Below are 15,423 nucleotides of genomic sequence, written 5' to 3'. Positions count from 1 at the left end.
GTCCCGACACGACGCCCTCATCCGAATATCGTTTGGAATGTCTTGGCGACCGCTCATGTATCGATGATCCTCTGAGTTCTCAGCGTGCTTCTTCTTGCGCGAATGCCGCCGATGCGCAGCGAGATGAATTAAGCTCGTAAACAGCCGCGGAATGAAGACTCATCAATGCTGTACAGCACATACCGATTGGCACGAGAATTCGAGTCGCCTCCATTCCCAGCCAAGAAACCATGTATCCACCGATCAGCGGCCCGAGGGCGGCCACTCCGGCATTCCACGTTGCGATCGCGGCCGTAGCTCTGCCGAGAATGTCGTCGGACAGCACTTGCATACGCACAGTGGTCAAGGCGACGCCGATAACAATGCCGACGCAGCCAACGCCGCACCAACAGACAGCCAAGACGACGGGATCGAAGGTGAATGCGAACGAGCACAGAAGTATCGGCCACGTCCATAAGGCGCCACGATAAACACTTGTGGTGCCGAACATACGGAGCAGACGAGGCGCAACGATCGACCCGATCAGACCGCCGACGCCACCTGCGCCCAGGACTAAACCAGTCGTCCATCCCGATCCCCCATCGGTGTGCATATGGACCAGGATCAACATGATCGCCACTTGCGCAATCATGCTGCTCAGCCCCGCGATCAGCGTTGTGGTGCGAAGAAAAGGATGGTTCCACACGATTCGGACACCCTCGAGCATTCGGGTATTCCCTTGTCCGAGACGATCCATCGACAGCGATGGCTCGGATCGTGCGACGGGTTTCATGGCCAACAATGTCGCCAGACAGAAGAGGTACGAAAGAGCGTTCACCAGGAAAGGCAGCCACCTCGCGATGCCCGCGATTGCCGCGCCGAATGCCCGACCGATCATGATCGCGATAGGCTGCTCGGCTTCAAAGAATGAATAGGCTGTCGTGCGATGTTCCTCCCGAACAACATCGCGAATGACCGGCACTTCGCAGATTTGGAACAAGACCAGTGCACTGCCCTCGGCGAACGCCGTGAAGCACCACATAAAAGCGGCGCCCGGTGGGCGGAGGACAGCGACCAGTGCAGCAAGCGAGATGGCCGCGAGTCCGACGCCCTGACAGGCTATCAAAATACGCCTGCGGTTGAAGCTATCTGCAATTTTTCCTGCGGGCATTTGAAGAAGCAGGGTTGCGAGAGTGAACGAGAATGCAACCCAACCCGCCATGATCGAGGACCCGGTCATGGCCAGCACAATTATCGGGTAACTTATCGAAATACAGTAGCACCCGACAAGCGATATTGCGTTCCCCGACCACAATAGAACAAAGTTCCGGTTCCCGAGAATGCCGGTCGAATATGGCAATGCAGCTCTCCCAACGAATCAATCATGCCGGCTTGCCGCAGGCCGAGGCGAGTGGGCACCACGCGCATCACAACATACGGATGTCGCCAGCTGATCTTCAGTAGCATGCGTAATCGGCGTTGAATCGAAATGCCCTGTTCGATGCGAGTTCATGCCCGCCCTGCAAGTACAACCGCCAACGAATCACGACGAACTGCGCCTAGTCGGCCTTGATGACTTTCCCGATCGGCCGGATCAACGTTGCCCAGTTCGTAGTGATTTCTCGCATCACAACCGGATGGGGTCACCGCAGACGGCCGCCGAGCTGTCGGCCGTACTCGAAGGAATTCCTAACGCTTGATACAGCGAAGAACCGTAATCCGCGCCCGCTCCTACCCTCACAGTGACTCCATCCCTTCTCTGGATCACCAGCTACTCGATGCGGCGCAAGTGTCGGGTCGTAGACGACACGCGACCGCTGTGCCCGAGGCCGCTCTAGACTTCGGGCACCTCCGCACTGCAGCCGGTATGACTGGCGACGTGCGATTCATTAGCTGTGAAATTACTAAGAGTCTTCCGGATCTGCGGCTGGCTCGCTATGGGGAGAATCCCTACGATCGCCCAAAGGGCCGTCGAGCCGGACCAATCCTGGCCCTCCTACTTCAAGGGACGCCTTCTGCCATGGCCGGATGCCAAATGCTCCGCGGTCGCGCTGGCGGCGTCATAACTGCACGTGCCATCGGATGGGATCCAACGCTGCGCCGTAAGTTCACAAACGGGCGGGGCTTCCGATCGCCGTAGGCGGAGCCGAGATGTTCAGCCCGGCATCGGTCCTGCTCCGGTTATCGGCTCGACGAGCCACGGAAATTCCGGCCCTCTGGCCGAGGAAAGCCCGGCTGCAATCGATCGTGGATCATCCGGTGCGTCGCGGAGGCGCTCGCCGGCTCGCCGGGCGTCCCAAGAACGGAAAGGCAGCGATTGCGGATACCGCGCCCCTGGCTCATCACCCGACGCGCGCAGTCAGTCAGCTTCGGCGGGGCGCAATGCGTGAGCTCGGCAAGTTTTTCATCGTCGATGGGTTGATAGTCGTCGAGGGGGACGGGACCCGATCCCCCTCGTGCTACCTCCGCGTTTCGGCGTGCGTATGCCCGATCTTCGGGACCGATGGCGACTGAACCATCGATCCTGGCGCCGCCCGACCACGCTGGGCTCTCTTCTCCCGACCACCGAATTCCGGCTCGCCGATTCCACTCCCCAGATTCAGGCCAGAAGGGCAGCGAAGAGGGCTGAGGCGATGTTGCCACCCGAGACTATGGCAACGGATTTTCCCGGCGGCAGTTCGTGACCGTGGAATAGGTAGGCCGCGGTCGTTACGGCGCCGCTGGGTTCGGCGATCAACCGGGCTCGTCGAGCGAGAGCCTGAACCGCCGCACGAATCTCCTCTTCACTGACGGTCACCATGCCGTCGATGACGTTACGCAGATGGGCGAATGTCAGTTCCGACGGCTGTGCGCGAAGCCCGTCGGCGATCGTGCGGGCCCGCTCGGCTATCGGCCAGTCGACCTGGTGACCGACGCGCAGACTCTGGGCCGTGTCGGCGGCCAATTCGGGCTCGACGCCGATCACACGGACGTCCGGGCGCAGCGCCTTCACCGCCACTCCAACCCCGCATGCGAGACCACCGCCACTCACCGGGACCAGTACGACGTCGACGTCTGGAAGGTCTGCCATGATCTCCAGCCCGATAGTGCCCTGGCCTGCGATTACCGCCGCGTCGTCGTACGGCGGGATCAGTGTGAGCCCGCGCCTGTTCGCGAGGGCATCGGCCACAGCAGGGTGCTCGCCTATGGGTACCTCGACCACCTCCGCGGCGTATGCCCGGGCGGCATCGACCTTGACACGCGGTGCGACATCGGGCACTACGACTACGGCGGGCACGTCGAACTGCTTGGCGGCATAAGCTAGGGCCTGCGCGTGGTTGCCGCTCGAGTACGCGATGACCCCGCGGGCCCGCCGGTCGACGCCGAGGCAGGCGATCGCGTTCATCGCGCCGCGCAACTTGAACGACCCTACTGGCTGAAGGCTTTCCGGCTTGAGCCACAAAGGTCGACCCGAGTCCTCGGGAAACGACAGTAAGGGCGTCCGCACCACGGCACCCTCGATCTGCCGGGCCGCCGCCTGAATACTTTCAAACATCACAAACCTCATACCCCAACCTTCCGCGCCATCCTTTAACGGCTCACGGAAAAGAACCGTTCAGGACAGAGCACATTCCGTCCCGCGGGGCATACCAAATGCCGGACTGCCGACCGCGTCCGCGCCGACACCGTCGCCGCGGATGAAAGTTGTTGTTCGCTCTGAGATCGGGACCTTCCGCCATCAGGGCCTGGTCTACTCCCCCTTCCGGGGAGCCATCCACCCCGCCGACGATCCGGCCGGGCCTTTCGGCACACAGCTGTACGGAACTCCGCTTCCGTCCTCGACTCCGGGTGGCTCCTCGGTATTCGTCACACAGCTCGTCACCACCAGCGCCCCCGCGATGAGCAGACTGATCGCGGATCCCGCCCCAAACCTGGCGAGTAGATATCTATCGATCACTACGGCCTCCGCTTTCTGACCTTCACTACCCTGTTGCAGTCATCCCATACGCACGAAAGACCGTACGTAGCAATAGGTTCGACGTGCTTTTCCGACTCGGGACGACACCCTTCGAGCGCGCTGCCGAAAATAGCTCGGCGTCGTATCAGAGCCATAGCGGGTCACCGTAGACTGCTACCGAACTGTCTGCCGTCGCTGTAGACATCGTCGCGATCGCGAAGGAGCGCAAACTCACCGCACCCAAACACCCATCGATCTTGATCTCCGCCTGATCAATAGATATCGAGCCGTGCGCCCCTTCGAGCGCCTTGGTACCGAGCACGATACTGCTTATGGTTCCAGGCTTTATTGTTGTCGAAATACTCGGCAGCAGCAGCGCGCTACCTCCGATCGCGAAGCCGGGTGAAGAGCCGACACTCACCATGGCATCGGGACCGATCGCTGCGGATACGCCGAGTGAAACACCGCTGGACACATCCGCCTGACACCCGATCTGATAACCCAATTGCAAAGTTCCCGAGTTCACCGCCTGGCTACCCGCACCGCCGATATCGGCCGTCGCAGCCACCGTCACGAACCCTTCCCGGGTGAAGGGTGTCGCGGCAAGATTAGGCACACGTTGCAGGTCTTCTGCGGTCTTGCTGACCCGCAGCTCCCAGCCGTCTTCGCTGAGGACAACCCGAGACTTGTCCGCTGATTGATCAGCGGTCGCAGTCGCCGAGGTCATGCTCAACGCTGCGGTGGCAGCGATACCGACCATCGTGATGATCGAGCTCTTCAATGAAATCCTTTGTGCTCGTGGCAGCCAGGACAAATCAGTACTTGCTTGCCGTGCTTGCTCCCCGACTCGGCGGACCAACCGACGCGGCTGCGCCCGCTCATCACTGCGCGGCAACCTCGCCGAGTCCAATACTGGTCAATACGAATCCGGAGTCTCCGGTACCCCGCACGCCCCTCAGATCCAGCGCGATCGCGGCGAGCGCCTCGTCGGCGCCACCACCGCGCCTGCCGAGAAACAATCGATCTGACACAGGTGCCTCCACATCTCGGATCCAGGCGACGGGCGTCCCTGCCCGCTAACGAGCATGCTGTCCGATGCCGATCTCGCGGGGTATGGGGAAAATGCCTACGAGTCGGTTGTCGTGGGCAACCGCCTCAAGGCGCCCATGGGTTCGGCCCGGCGTTCGACTCTGGGATGTCGAGGTTGGACAACCTTCGCGAGGACCGCATCAACGCATGACGGTTCACGTCCGTCTGATCGTCGAAGTAGTTCTGGGCTGCGGCCTGGTGTTCCAGCGCCAAGCGCCGGCCGATGTGCTGACGGATGTCTCGACCGGCATCGCGCCAATCATCGGCTGAGATCTCAGTGCGGAGCCGGTGCTCATCATCCACGAGAATGGTTCCGGTCGGCCCGGACGGCTCGAACAGTTGCCGGACGAACCAGTGATCGTCCGATACCGAGTTCATCGGCGCGGTGGAATGACGAACGAAGTTGTCGGCCGCGATGGCGGCCTGCGCCGCGAAGGCGGGGTGTGCTGCGATGCCCACGTGGTTCTCCACCGCGCGGGCCGCGGCGACGGCCTTTTGGAGGGGCGCGAATCCGAACGGATTCTGCGACATGCTGGCCTTCTGGACCGCCAATGCTCGCTGCGCGTCGACCACCTGCTGATCCGTAGCTTTCATCGCCCGCAGAATCGGAGCGATCATCGCGTCCGGAACTTTGCTGTCGCCGAGTCCATCGAGCACATTCGCGACCCCCAGAGCAGAGGTGATTCCGCCCTCCACGCCCTGCAACCGTCCGGCTGCTTTGAACCGCCAATTCGCCCGCGCTGCATCGTTGTACTCGTGCATCTGCCGCATCATCGGCGAAGTGACGAAGCTGTCGAGCTCCTTGCGCTTCTTCCGCCGTGACTGCGGGCTGAACGGGCTCGGAGTAGCTGCGACGAGCCATGCGGTCAGCGGCGACATATTGACCGTGTTCAGCGCGGCCATCCTCGACAAGAGCCCACCACCACCCAATGCGCCCCCGGCTCGCGTCGCTCCCATCCCAAGAGCCGATCCCCCACCACCCCCGCCATTTTGACGTGCCGGATTCTGGATCGCCGAGGCGAAGCGGTTCGCCACCCAGTTGTTGCCTCTGCGCAGGCTCGAATCCAGGCCGCGCAACTGCGAGATTGCGATGACCTCGACGGCGCCCGCGACGATGATCACCGCCATGACCTGCCCGCGGGCCTGTTGAAACAGCTTGTCGAGGAACAGGACGTAGACGCCCAGGAAGATGGTGAAAGCGGCCATGCGAGCGGCAGCGATGAATCCGTCGACAATATTACGCACCAGGAACGTCTGCGTCGGCCCATACACGAAGCCACCCGCCGCGAAGCCGAAGATCGTCATGAAACAGTGGTAGATCGCATCCATGGCGGCCTTCATGACTTTGATGCCTAAGTACGACGCAAACGCCAGGAGGATTCCTCCCCCGAGCAGCAGCAGCAGTCCGGTGCCCACCTGGCCCATGCTCGGATCACTGGCCTTGGCGTATGCGGCCGAGTCGCCGCAGGACTTCAGACCGTTTCGCACGCGATCGTCATCGCCCGCCCGGATTCCCGCCGACCAGGCGGCGCGACAGGCGGAACTCTCGTCCACCACGTGCCCGAAGTTCCACACTTGTAACGGACGTCTGGCGAAGTTGTCGGCGAGGGACTCCTGCATCGCCGGGATCATCTGCGCAGGAATCGGCCTCGCGTTTCCGTTCAACCCTGCGGCCACCGAGATGCCTAAATCCCTCCCCTGCGCCAGCAAGCCATGGGAGGACAGGACTTCCGAAAGCGGCTCGGAGAGAAAAATCGGCCCGAGTATCGCGACCATAATCATCGTCACGACCTGCATCGCGGCCTTGGCGTGATACCCGCGCGCGACGAACCAGGCGACGAAGAACGCGCCGACAGCCGCCGCGGTCAGCAGCACGATCGGCGCAGCGATCTGGCTGGTCAACGCATCCGCGACGCCGCGAAGCGCCGAGGCGAACCAATCCATCCAGCGGAAGCTCAATGCATATCCGATCAGCCAGATCGCCGACGTCACGATGGCCATGTAGCCGATGAACTCCAACCCGAGGATCGCCCACAAAATCGTGACGCCCGGGTTCAACGGACCACCCCGGTGGGTGGCGAAGATGTAGCTGGACAGCGGAACGCCCGATGAGTCGCGGATGTTCATCCAACTGAGCCCATCGATCTGAGAACCGCTCGCCGAGCCCGCGTAGGTCTGCGCGGACGAGACTGCGCCGAGCAGGCCGGGAAAAACGAACAGCACGAAAGCGAACCATAGAAACCATCCGACTCTGCGACGCCAGGTCCGATCGCCGAACTGGGCCCGCATCCGCGACACGACGCCGACCGCACGGCAACCTTTGAGATCGTCCGATTCGTCTTCGCCTCCCTGCGAGCGGATCCGAGGGGACGAGCGCACCGCATCGTTGCGATGCTTCATCGACCTGCCATGCGGTACGTGCAGCCGATCAGCACCGCGTGGCGCTGATTCGGTGCACTTCGCCGCCGGGTGAAGATCCGGCTGTGGCCTCGCCCGAAACCGTTCGTTCAAAGCCGCGACATACACCGTGACCAGGCGGCAGATCGGCATTGCCATCAACCAGCGACCTCCAGTCGGACGAGATGAACGGTCCGGCATGCTCGAGCCATGTCCACCCTGGCCGGCTTGGCACGCTGGGGATCCCACACTTCATCCTCGAACTTCGGACCGCCCAGTTTCAGCGCATGCGATTGGCCACCTATCTGAAGGCGGACTACATCGTGAGACTTCCGGCAGTGGAACTTGTGACCGCGCCGCCTGATACTCCCCGGACTGGGCATAGGACGGGTATGGGGAGAATCCCTACGATCCGGCCGAAACTGGCTCGTTTTCATCCAAAGGGATTCTGTAGCAATAGCTCTGACGAATCGCCAAGCGACTCCGTCTGTAGCCGTGCATGTTCGGCGCGCGGTTAGCGCCTGAACGCATCGACATGAGCGCTCGATCGTCGGCTGAAGACACTCCTGTGCAACGCTTTCAGCGGCACCGATCGTGAGCCCGCGGTCCGCATCGCTCCCCGGCGGTATGCGCGGACGATGCCCGCCTACCGTCGATGCGATGCGAGACAGCGCATCGGGCGAGAGATGCGACCGAAGTATCAGGTTCGTGCGCTCGCAGCACGTCCCAGCGGAACTCGCCCGTGTGCGCAACGACGAATCGAACGCAGATGGACTGCGGAGTCACCGATGCTCCGGTCGCCACCGGGGACGGCGGATCCGACGAGTCCCCTACCGCTGGGCTACGACTAACGGACCTCGCGGTCGATCCCGCCAGACGACGTGGCGCTATCGGGCGATGATCTCGTAAATCAGGGTACGGCCATCGCGCACGACCGTTCGCACATGTTGTTTGTAGACAACTCGCATGCCATCGGGGCGGCGCTCCTCGACGTCGACGTCGAATGCATCCTGCTGCCGTTCGGCAATGCGCACGCAGTAGGTGGTACCAACTGGTATGTCCGCCTCGATGGCTTGCTGCAGGCTCTCGGCGGGAGAAACGCTCACGGCATCCGGCGCCACGAAGGTCCACGCCGCCGCTCCGGCACGGTCGATGTAGTAGGCATATTGAAATCCGAGTATCGCGTCCGCCCCGGTTGCCGTGCCGCCGGGTCCGTTTCCCACCGTCAATCTCCCGGTTCGCGTGGCTTCGCACATCTGAAGCGGCTGCTCGATCGGAATAACAGGGGGAACTTCCCCCACTCTCCTGGCGATCATCGTGACCATCGCGCCGACGGCGACTGCCGAAATCGTCAGAACGACGGCCAACGCAACCCGCACCCAACTCCTCCACGAGCCAGGCCTGCGCGATCTACGCACCAGTGATCCGAGCGTCTGTGCTACGACGTCCGGGTCGAGCGCCGAGCCAGCAGTAGACCGCACTGTCTGCCCGGCGCAGAACGCCGGGGTGGCGTCCGCCGATCGAGAATCCTCGAGACGGGAACGGGCTTCGGGCTGCTGCGCTCGTCGATTACTCGCCAACGAGGACAGGGGCGAGAACCCACTGAAATCCGACGCCGGCAACATCCCCGAATGGATATCGCCAGGCCGATCGGATTCGCCGATTCCGGAACTCATCACTTTCCTACAAGAAGGATCACGTCGGCACCACGATGCCGCTCACCAATCGAGTTCACAATAGAACGCCTTCCCAGGGACGAGAGGACCTGCTACAGGTTCGACAGGCCAACGATGAGTTCTGAACCGCCCACTCGGCTGCCGAGCGTGTCGTAGGGATTTTCCCCATTTACACGCAATCGACCGGGTGCGAGGGTTGGATACTCGGTGCGACTCTCGCATCATGCGCAGCAGGCAGGGAACCGGAACGACAACCCAGGCGGCGGACCCGAAATTGGTTGAGATCGAGGCACAATCAATATGCGATGAACGCAACGCGCGGGTGACTCTCCTTCGCTTCGTTCGACACCTCCTGCCGTGGATCGGGATCGCACTGGCAGTGCTTCTGGCCCTCGGAGTCCTCGTCGTCGGCAGCGACCGGCTGTGGTTGACGATTTTCGAACCGTCCACATCGTGGGCGTTTCCGAAGTTCGAGCAGTAGGGAGCTCTCGTCGGTCATCTCTCGACGAGACGAGTATCTGCTTGCCGGAGCAGTTCAGCACTGGCGGTGGTGAGCGCTCGGCCAGGCCGAGCCGGCACCGGGGTGCTCCGCATCCCGGACTCGGGGAATGTGACCAGTCGAGCCAGGTCACAGCAGTGCCCTGCGTTGGGCCGAACAAAGACGACGACTCCTGCTCAACCGCGGATATAGTAAGTAACCGGCTGAACCGAGGGGCAACCTAGCGAAGCCGACGGCGATGATATCGTCGGATTAATATCGCACGGCCGATCGGATTCGCCGCTTTCCGGAATCATCGCCTTCCCATTTGAAGTACCACGCCAGTCCAGCTATGCCGCCGGACCGATCGAGTGCGCAACCAGGGCACTTCCGCTCGGCCAGAAGAAACTGGGGTCGTGGTCGACGCGCCATTCGGGTAGCAGCCGGAACGCCCCTGGACACGAAAGAATGCAAAAAATTATGGCGGCGATGGCAGGTGAGACATGGTAGGGATTTCCCCCATACCGGCCCGAGTTCCGAGATGAGATTCTCGGATAGGGTCACCCGCCGCCTCGCTGACCCATCCTTGCTTCGAGACGAATAGGTGAGAATGCATGGGAGGATTGTTCGGCTTCGAATGGAAAGACATCGCTTCCGGTGTCGCGAGCGGTGTGGGATTCGCGGTCGGGGGGCCCTTTGGCGCGGCGATACTCGGTGGCGTGGTAAGCGGTGCATGGACCGGCTTCGAAAGAGGTAGCTGGGAAGAAGGTCTCGAAGCCGGACTGCTCGGCGCCGCCTTCGGTGCGATACCCGGTGGCTTCGTCGGCGGTGCAGCGAAAGGACTGGCCGGCGGAGGGGTGAAATCGCTCGCTGGTGGCGGACTGAAGGGTATCGGAACGAGCTTCAAGGACGGCTCACAGCTCTTGTTCAAGGGCGGCTACGGTAATTTTTTTGACAGATTGGGCCTGGCACGGCATGGTACGCAGCTCGCTATGCCCCGCTTGGGCGCCGGTGCGCTGACGGCAGGTGCTGGTACGACGCTGGCCGGTGCGATGTACGACGATTGGCGCCCCACCGCCATGCCGTTCATACCGACGAAGCCGCTTGCCAACAATTCCAGCACCGAAATGGAAATCATGCAGATGCCCGACATGAAGCATCCCGATTTTCCAGATCAATATCGATTCCTTCCGGCCACCGAATCATTTCACACCGAACTTCCGGCGAACCTGGGAAATTATTACAACAGTTTCGCGAAGGACTCACATGCAACATCTCCTCCGCAGGGATATTCGATACCCCAGGTCGAGGGTTCCGACCGCTCGAAACTCACCAATTATCCAGTGGCAGCGGGGTTACTCGAGCGGGCATTCAAAGAATTGCACGAATCCGCTAAGAGTCTGGCACCGCTAACCCACGAGTCGCTGGAGATCTCCGCGGAAGGCAGGCAGGCGATCGACAATATCGTCGTCATTGTCAACAGCGCGGCCGGAGCCGTACCGCAGGGCGGAATGACCGAGGACGACCACATTTTCGCGTATGTCACACAAGCGCTTCAAGAGGGCGAACGGATGTTCAAGGAGGCGATGACGCAGCAGGAGGACCTCGGCAAGGGAGTGGACGGCGAGTCCGACAAGTTGAAGGCACTGGAAGACCAGCTCAGGCAGCTCGAACGGGCAGGCACGGACTCGCAGGGGCGAACGACCGACCCGGCCAATATTACGCCCCCATCCGGGGTGCCACCGGCCGGTACGGCCCCCGCGTACGTCGACCCGAGCGCCTTCCCCACCGGTTCGGATGGAACCGGCGGTTTGGGCGGCTCGGATGGAACGGACATTCCTGGCCTCGACGGCCAGCCGCCCAGTGGACGCGACAATGCCGGAGACATGCCGAGTGTCACTGCCCCACCCACGCCCACTATGCCATCGCCTGCGGCGACCTCGCCGATGGGTTCGGGCCTCGGGGACTTGATGGGTTCCATGGTGCCGATGATGATGCAGCAGGCGATGATGCGGAATCTCGCCGACCAGGACTTGAACAATCGCCGCGCGGAACTGAGTCGCCGCGACTTCGAGGACGAGTTCTCCCCCGTGGCCCCGCCGCCGGTCGGCACGCCGGCAACGCCGGTCACAGCGCAGCCCGCGGCGGCGCCGCCTTCCACGACCGCCCCCGCGACGCAGCAGCACGGGCATCCCTCTGGCACAACGCCTACCGCCCAGACCGTCAGTGCACCCGGCCGCACGCCCGAGGCCGACGGCAGCGTTCTCTACACATTCCCGGACGGGCGCACACAGAAGGTGTCCCTCACCGTGGCTCAGGCGTTGGACGCGGCGTTCGGGAATGCCAGCGGCACCGACGCCCAGAAGGCCTACGAGAAGACGACCGCGAAGTGGTCGGACAAGAAGCAGATCGGCGATCGCGTCGACCCATACCAGTTGATGACCGGCGACGTCGCCACATGGGACCAGCGGTCCGCGATCCTGGTCGTATTCGGCTCCGAAGAAGGCGGCACATTGGAGGCCGTCATCAACGGCGAGATGAAGCCATTTACCTCAGAGATGTCCGACAGTGCAGGGGAATTCGGCCAGTTCACCGGATTCGCACACCCGAAGGGAATCGAGTTGACAGCGCCGACGAACGAGAACGCGCTTCCGACGGAGGCCGGCGCGGTCGATCACTCAGGAAACGCGGCAGTATCGGCTATCGCGTCACCCGTGAGCTGACCGGGAGAAGTTTGTCGACGCGAGTGGAATCTCGACAGTGACCAGCCGCTTCGAACACATCAGATGACCGAGACCCCGCTACGGCTCTCTGCCGGCAACGTCCTTCTGACGGACAACACCTTTCCTATCGGCCCCTGGTCGCTGTGTCATGGCCGCTGCCACACCGGCGCGAGAGGATACTGCGAGTTTTGTGAAGACCCGCGCGAGATGCTTTTCGACGGTCTTGGGGCTCAGGAACAGATCTGCCGCGATCTCACGGTTGGTGTATCCTTGCGCGACTCGCTCGGCAACCTCGCGCTCGCGCCGTGTCAAACCCTCCTGGTCGGAGGAGTCGGTCGCGGGGCCGACCCAGATACGCTTTCCCAGCGTCCGAAGCTCCTTCGCAGCCTCGTCGGCCAAGCGTATTGAGCCGGCGTCCCGGAGAACAGCATGCGCGAGTTCGAGTTCGTGGATAGCCCTGGCGGGATCGCCCGCCCGGGCCAGAGCACGCCCGAGGTCCAGCCGTGCACGAGCGGAGGCCACCCGCGTTTCCACGATGTCGCAGCATTCCCGAGCCCTACGGGCCGAATCGGCCGCAGCACGGTACTCCCCGCGCGATGCCTCAACACATGCTCGAGCATGAAGAAAGCTCCCTTCACGGTGCGGCAAGCCGTGCGCGAGGTCCGCCATGTTCCGGACTATCACCTCGGCCGACTCGATCCGGCCGACCGCCACCTCAGCGGCGACCAGTGTCTGAAGCCATAAGGGACGTGCTCCCGGAGACATACCGGCGAGTTCCGGGCCGCCGACCGCGAGCAGTTCTTGACGACCCAGTTCGAATTCGCCGCACTCGATGAGCGCCTGGCCATAACACGCGTGCGCCAGCCACACGTACTGTGCTCGTGGTGCGCGACGGGCGGTCTGCACCGCCGCGCGTCCGGCGGCCAGCGCGGTATGCAAGTCCCCGCTGAGCGTTTCGACCCAGCACCGAACGCTTTCCGCCGCCACGCGAAGTTGATCGTTGTCCAGCAGCAGCGCTGCCTCCAGTGCGGCTTCGGCATCCTGGCGGGCTTCGCGGAGCTGACCGAGGATGATCTTCACGGTAGCCGCTCCCAAGACGAAACGACCGAATGCGTGAGCCTGGCCAGTGGCACGGCTGGCCTTGATTCCGCGTTCGATGTGCCGAAGAGCCGTGGCGAAATGACCGAGATAGATCTCCGCCATGGTCAAGCTGGCGAGCGCCGCCAAAAGCTCGGGCGTCTGGGTGACCTCGACGTCGTCCAGTGCGCCGGCGACCCACTCCACCAGCTTCAGCGCATCAACGATATTGCCTTGCTCGACGGTACATACGGCAAGGGATGCCCTTGCCGCGACCAGCAGCGATGTGTCCGCGAGTGCTTGGGCCTCGGACACGGCCCGCTCGAGCGTCACGGGAACCTGATCCCACTGCCCGCACATCCACTGGTTTTCAGCCAGTTCCAATGTCAACCTGACGGCGTCCGCGCCCCCGACCGGAGCCTGCTCGAGTGCGGTGAGGATGAGTTGGCGTGTTTCGTCAGCGCATCCGAGCCCATGATCGGCACGGGCGATCATGCTGATGATTGCCACTCGATCGCTCACCGACTCAGCAGGCAACAATTCCAGTGCCTGCTCGAGTACTGTCCGGCACTCGCGAAGACGGCCGGTGGAAGCGAGCGCGCTTGCCAGCATGAGCGACAGCAAAACCCGCCGCTCGGTGTCTCCGGTCGCGGGCAGCAGCCTGAGCGCTGTTTCCAACCAGTCGGCCGCTGCCGCAGGTGCCCGCGGCGCTACCGTCGCCGCCGCTTGCACCAGGGTCATGGCCGCTTCCTCGTCGCCTGGTGTCGCGGAGCGCTCGATATGATGCGCTCGCACAGCCAGTGGAGCGCCGTGCCCGGCCAATGCCGCCGCTGCCTTCTTGTGGGCGCTGAATCGCCAGCCAGGCATCGACTCGTCGTATACGACACGACGCACGATCGGATGCCGGAAGCTGAACTGCCCTGGTGTGGCGCCAGGGCGAACCAGATCGATTTCCCCGAGTTCCAAGAGGCTCTCCAGCACCTGCGTCTTCTCGGCAGCGGCAATCGCGGTGACCAGCTCCACCTCGAACGGATCCCCGGCTACGGCCCCCGCCTGAAGGACCCGAAGCGTATCGGGCGCCAAGCTGGACACCTCCTGTGAGATCATCCTGCGCAAGGCGGTTGGGATCGTGGCAGTGCAACCCTGTCTCTCGACAACGAAATCGCCGATCGCGGGTCTCGTGGAGTAGTGGCGCGCAAGCTGTTCCAGGTAGAACGGATTTCCGGCGCTCTCGGAGTAAAGCGCCTGAACAAGCGGGGAATCAGGCCGCTGGCCCAACGCTTCGGCGGCTTCGGCGATCGTCAGCGGCGCCAGTTCCAGTTCTTCGAGCCGATCCTCCCGCGCCGCCTGCGCCACGGCATCGAGAAGCAGGTCCGCGGCTTGTCGCGGACGGTAGCTCAGCGCCACCACCATTCGCGGCACCAGGCTACGCAACAGATGGCGGATCAGCTCCGCCGAAGCAGGATCCGCCCAATGCACATCATCCAGCGCCAGCACCACCGGCTTGCGGGTAGTGAGCTGGTCGAACGCCGCACGAACGGCCCGATGGAACTCGAAGCGCTCCATCTCCAGCCGGTACGTCGCTTGTCCGCCGCGACCGGCCAACGACGGGAACACCGCTGCGAGCTCGTTGAACCTCTCGGGACCTAAGCCAGCGATCGCTTCGGGAGCCAATGCCCCGAAGCTCCTATCCAGGGCATCGACAAAGATCCCGAACGGAACGTTACGTTCCAGCTCGGCACCACGACCGACCAACACATCGAACCCCGCCGCTTCCGCCCGCTTGCACAACTCCTCCAGCAGTCGCGACTTACCGATCCCCGCCTCACCCCGCACTCCCAGCGCACACAAAGAACCTGACCGCGCACCCTGCAGCGCATGCTCGATCCGCCGCACCTCCGACGCTCTACCAGCCAGAATACGACCACTGGAGTCCACGACTCGCCGGTTGGAGGCAGTCGCCGCCGGTAGGGCGGCGGCGCGAGGGCTGATTTCTCTCGAATCCGTCATATTTTTCCCGTCATCCGGCGAACTCATCGGGTTCGATCGGACGAACCACTTCCCGAG

General features: G+C 62.9%; 9 protein-coding genes. 2 read left to right on the top strand and 7 right to left on the bottom strand.

What is annotated here, in order from left to right; all coding sequences use genetic code 11:
• Positions 1–79 precede the first annotated feature (79 nt).
• The 6 genes from ACWEKR_RS34560 to ACWEKR_RS34535 all read right to left on the bottom strand — a co-directional run bounded on the left by ACWEKR_RS34560 (position 80) and on the right by ACWEKR_RS34535 (position 8,781).
• On the bottom strand, positions 80–1,339 hold the full coding sequence (locus ACWEKR_RS34560) for an MFS transporter (RefSeq protein WP_452358087.1): 1,260 nt from the start codon (positions 1,337–1,339) through the stop codon (positions 80–82).
• 1,239 nt (positions 1,340–2,578) lie between these two features.
• On the bottom strand, positions 2,579–3,526 hold the full coding sequence (locus ACWEKR_RS34555) for a threonine ammonia-lyase (protein WP_452358086.1): 948 nt from the start codon (positions 3,524–3,526) through the stop codon (positions 2,579–2,581).
• A gap of 535 nt (positions 3,527–4,061) precedes the next feature.
• Positions 4,062–4,697, bottom strand: coding sequence for an MspA family porin (locus ACWEKR_RS34550; RefSeq protein ID WP_452358085.1), 636 nt, complete (start codon positions 4,695–4,697; stop codon positions 4,062–4,064).
• A gap of 100 nt (positions 4,698–4,797) precedes the next feature.
• Complete coding sequence (locus ACWEKR_RS34545; RefSeq protein WP_452358084.1) at positions 4,798–4,947, bottom strand: hypothetical protein; 150 nt, start codon at positions 4,945–4,947, stop codon at positions 4,798–4,800.
• 124 nt (positions 4,948–5,071) lie between these two features.
• Positions 5,072–7,561, bottom strand: a complete 2,490-nt coding sequence (locus ACWEKR_RS34540) for a hypothetical protein (protein ID WP_452358083.1) — start codon at positions 7,559–7,561, stop codon at positions 5,072–5,074.
• Between the two features lie 728 nt (positions 7,562–8,289).
• Positions 8,290–8,781, bottom strand: a complete 492-nt coding sequence (locus ACWEKR_RS34535) for a hypothetical protein (protein ID WP_452358082.1) — start codon at positions 8,779–8,781, stop codon at positions 8,290–8,292.
• 520 nt (positions 8,782–9,301) lie between these two features.
• Between ACWEKR_RS34535 and ACWEKR_RS34530 the strand changes: the two genes are divergently transcribed.
• On the top strand, positions 9,302–9,559 hold the full coding sequence (locus ACWEKR_RS34530; protein WP_452358081.1) for a hypothetical protein: 258 nt from the start codon (positions 9,302–9,304) through the stop codon (positions 9,557–9,559).
• Between the two features lie 611 nt (positions 9,560–10,170).
• Positions 10,171–12,279 (top strand): hypothetical protein, encoded by a 2,109-nt coding sequence (locus ACWEKR_RS34525; protein ID WP_452358080.1) that lies wholly within the window; start codon positions 10,171–10,173, stop codon positions 12,277–12,279.
• A gap of 78 nt (positions 12,280–12,357) precedes the next feature.
• Here the strand turns inward: ACWEKR_RS34525 and ACWEKR_RS34520 are convergent, their stop codons facing one another.
• Positions 12,358–15,366 carry a helix-turn-helix transcriptional regulator gene (locus ACWEKR_RS34520; RefSeq protein WP_452358097.1) on the bottom strand — a complete coding sequence of 1,003 codons (3,009 nt, stop codon included), beginning with the start codon at positions 15,364–15,366 and terminating at the stop codon, positions 12,358–12,360.
• Positions 15,367–15,423: the final 57 nt, after the last annotated feature.

The sequence above is a fragment of the Nocardia sp. NPDC004573 genome, assembly GCF_053602135.1.
The sequence above is the reverse complement of the archived record's forward strand: the minus strand, read 5'-3'. Positions and strand labels throughout refer to the sequence as shown.

What these genes read in the sequence shown, in the direction of transcription:
- ACWEKR_RS34555 (WP_452358086.1), bottom strand. Translation starts at nt 3,526, where the DNA reads ATGAGGTTTGTGATGTTTGAAAGTATTCAGGCGGCGGCCCGGCAGATC.
- ACWEKR_RS34540 (WP_452358083.1), bottom strand. Translation starts at nt 7,561, where the DNA reads ATGGCAATGCCGATCTGCCGCCTGGTCACGGTGTATGTCGCGGCTTTG.
- ACWEKR_RS34530 (WP_452358081.1), top strand. Translation starts at nt 9,302, where the DNA reads ATGCGCAGCAGGCAGGGAACCGGAACGACAACCCAGGCGGCGGACCCG.
- ACWEKR_RS34525 (WP_452358080.1), top strand. Translation starts at nt 10,171, where the DNA reads ATGGGAGGATTGTTCGGCTTCGAATGGAAAGACATCGCTTCCGGTGTC.
- ACWEKR_RS34520 (WP_452358097.1), bottom strand. Translation starts at nt 15,366, where the DNA reads ATGACGGATTCGAGAGAAATCAGCCCTCGCGCCGCCGCCCTACCGGCG.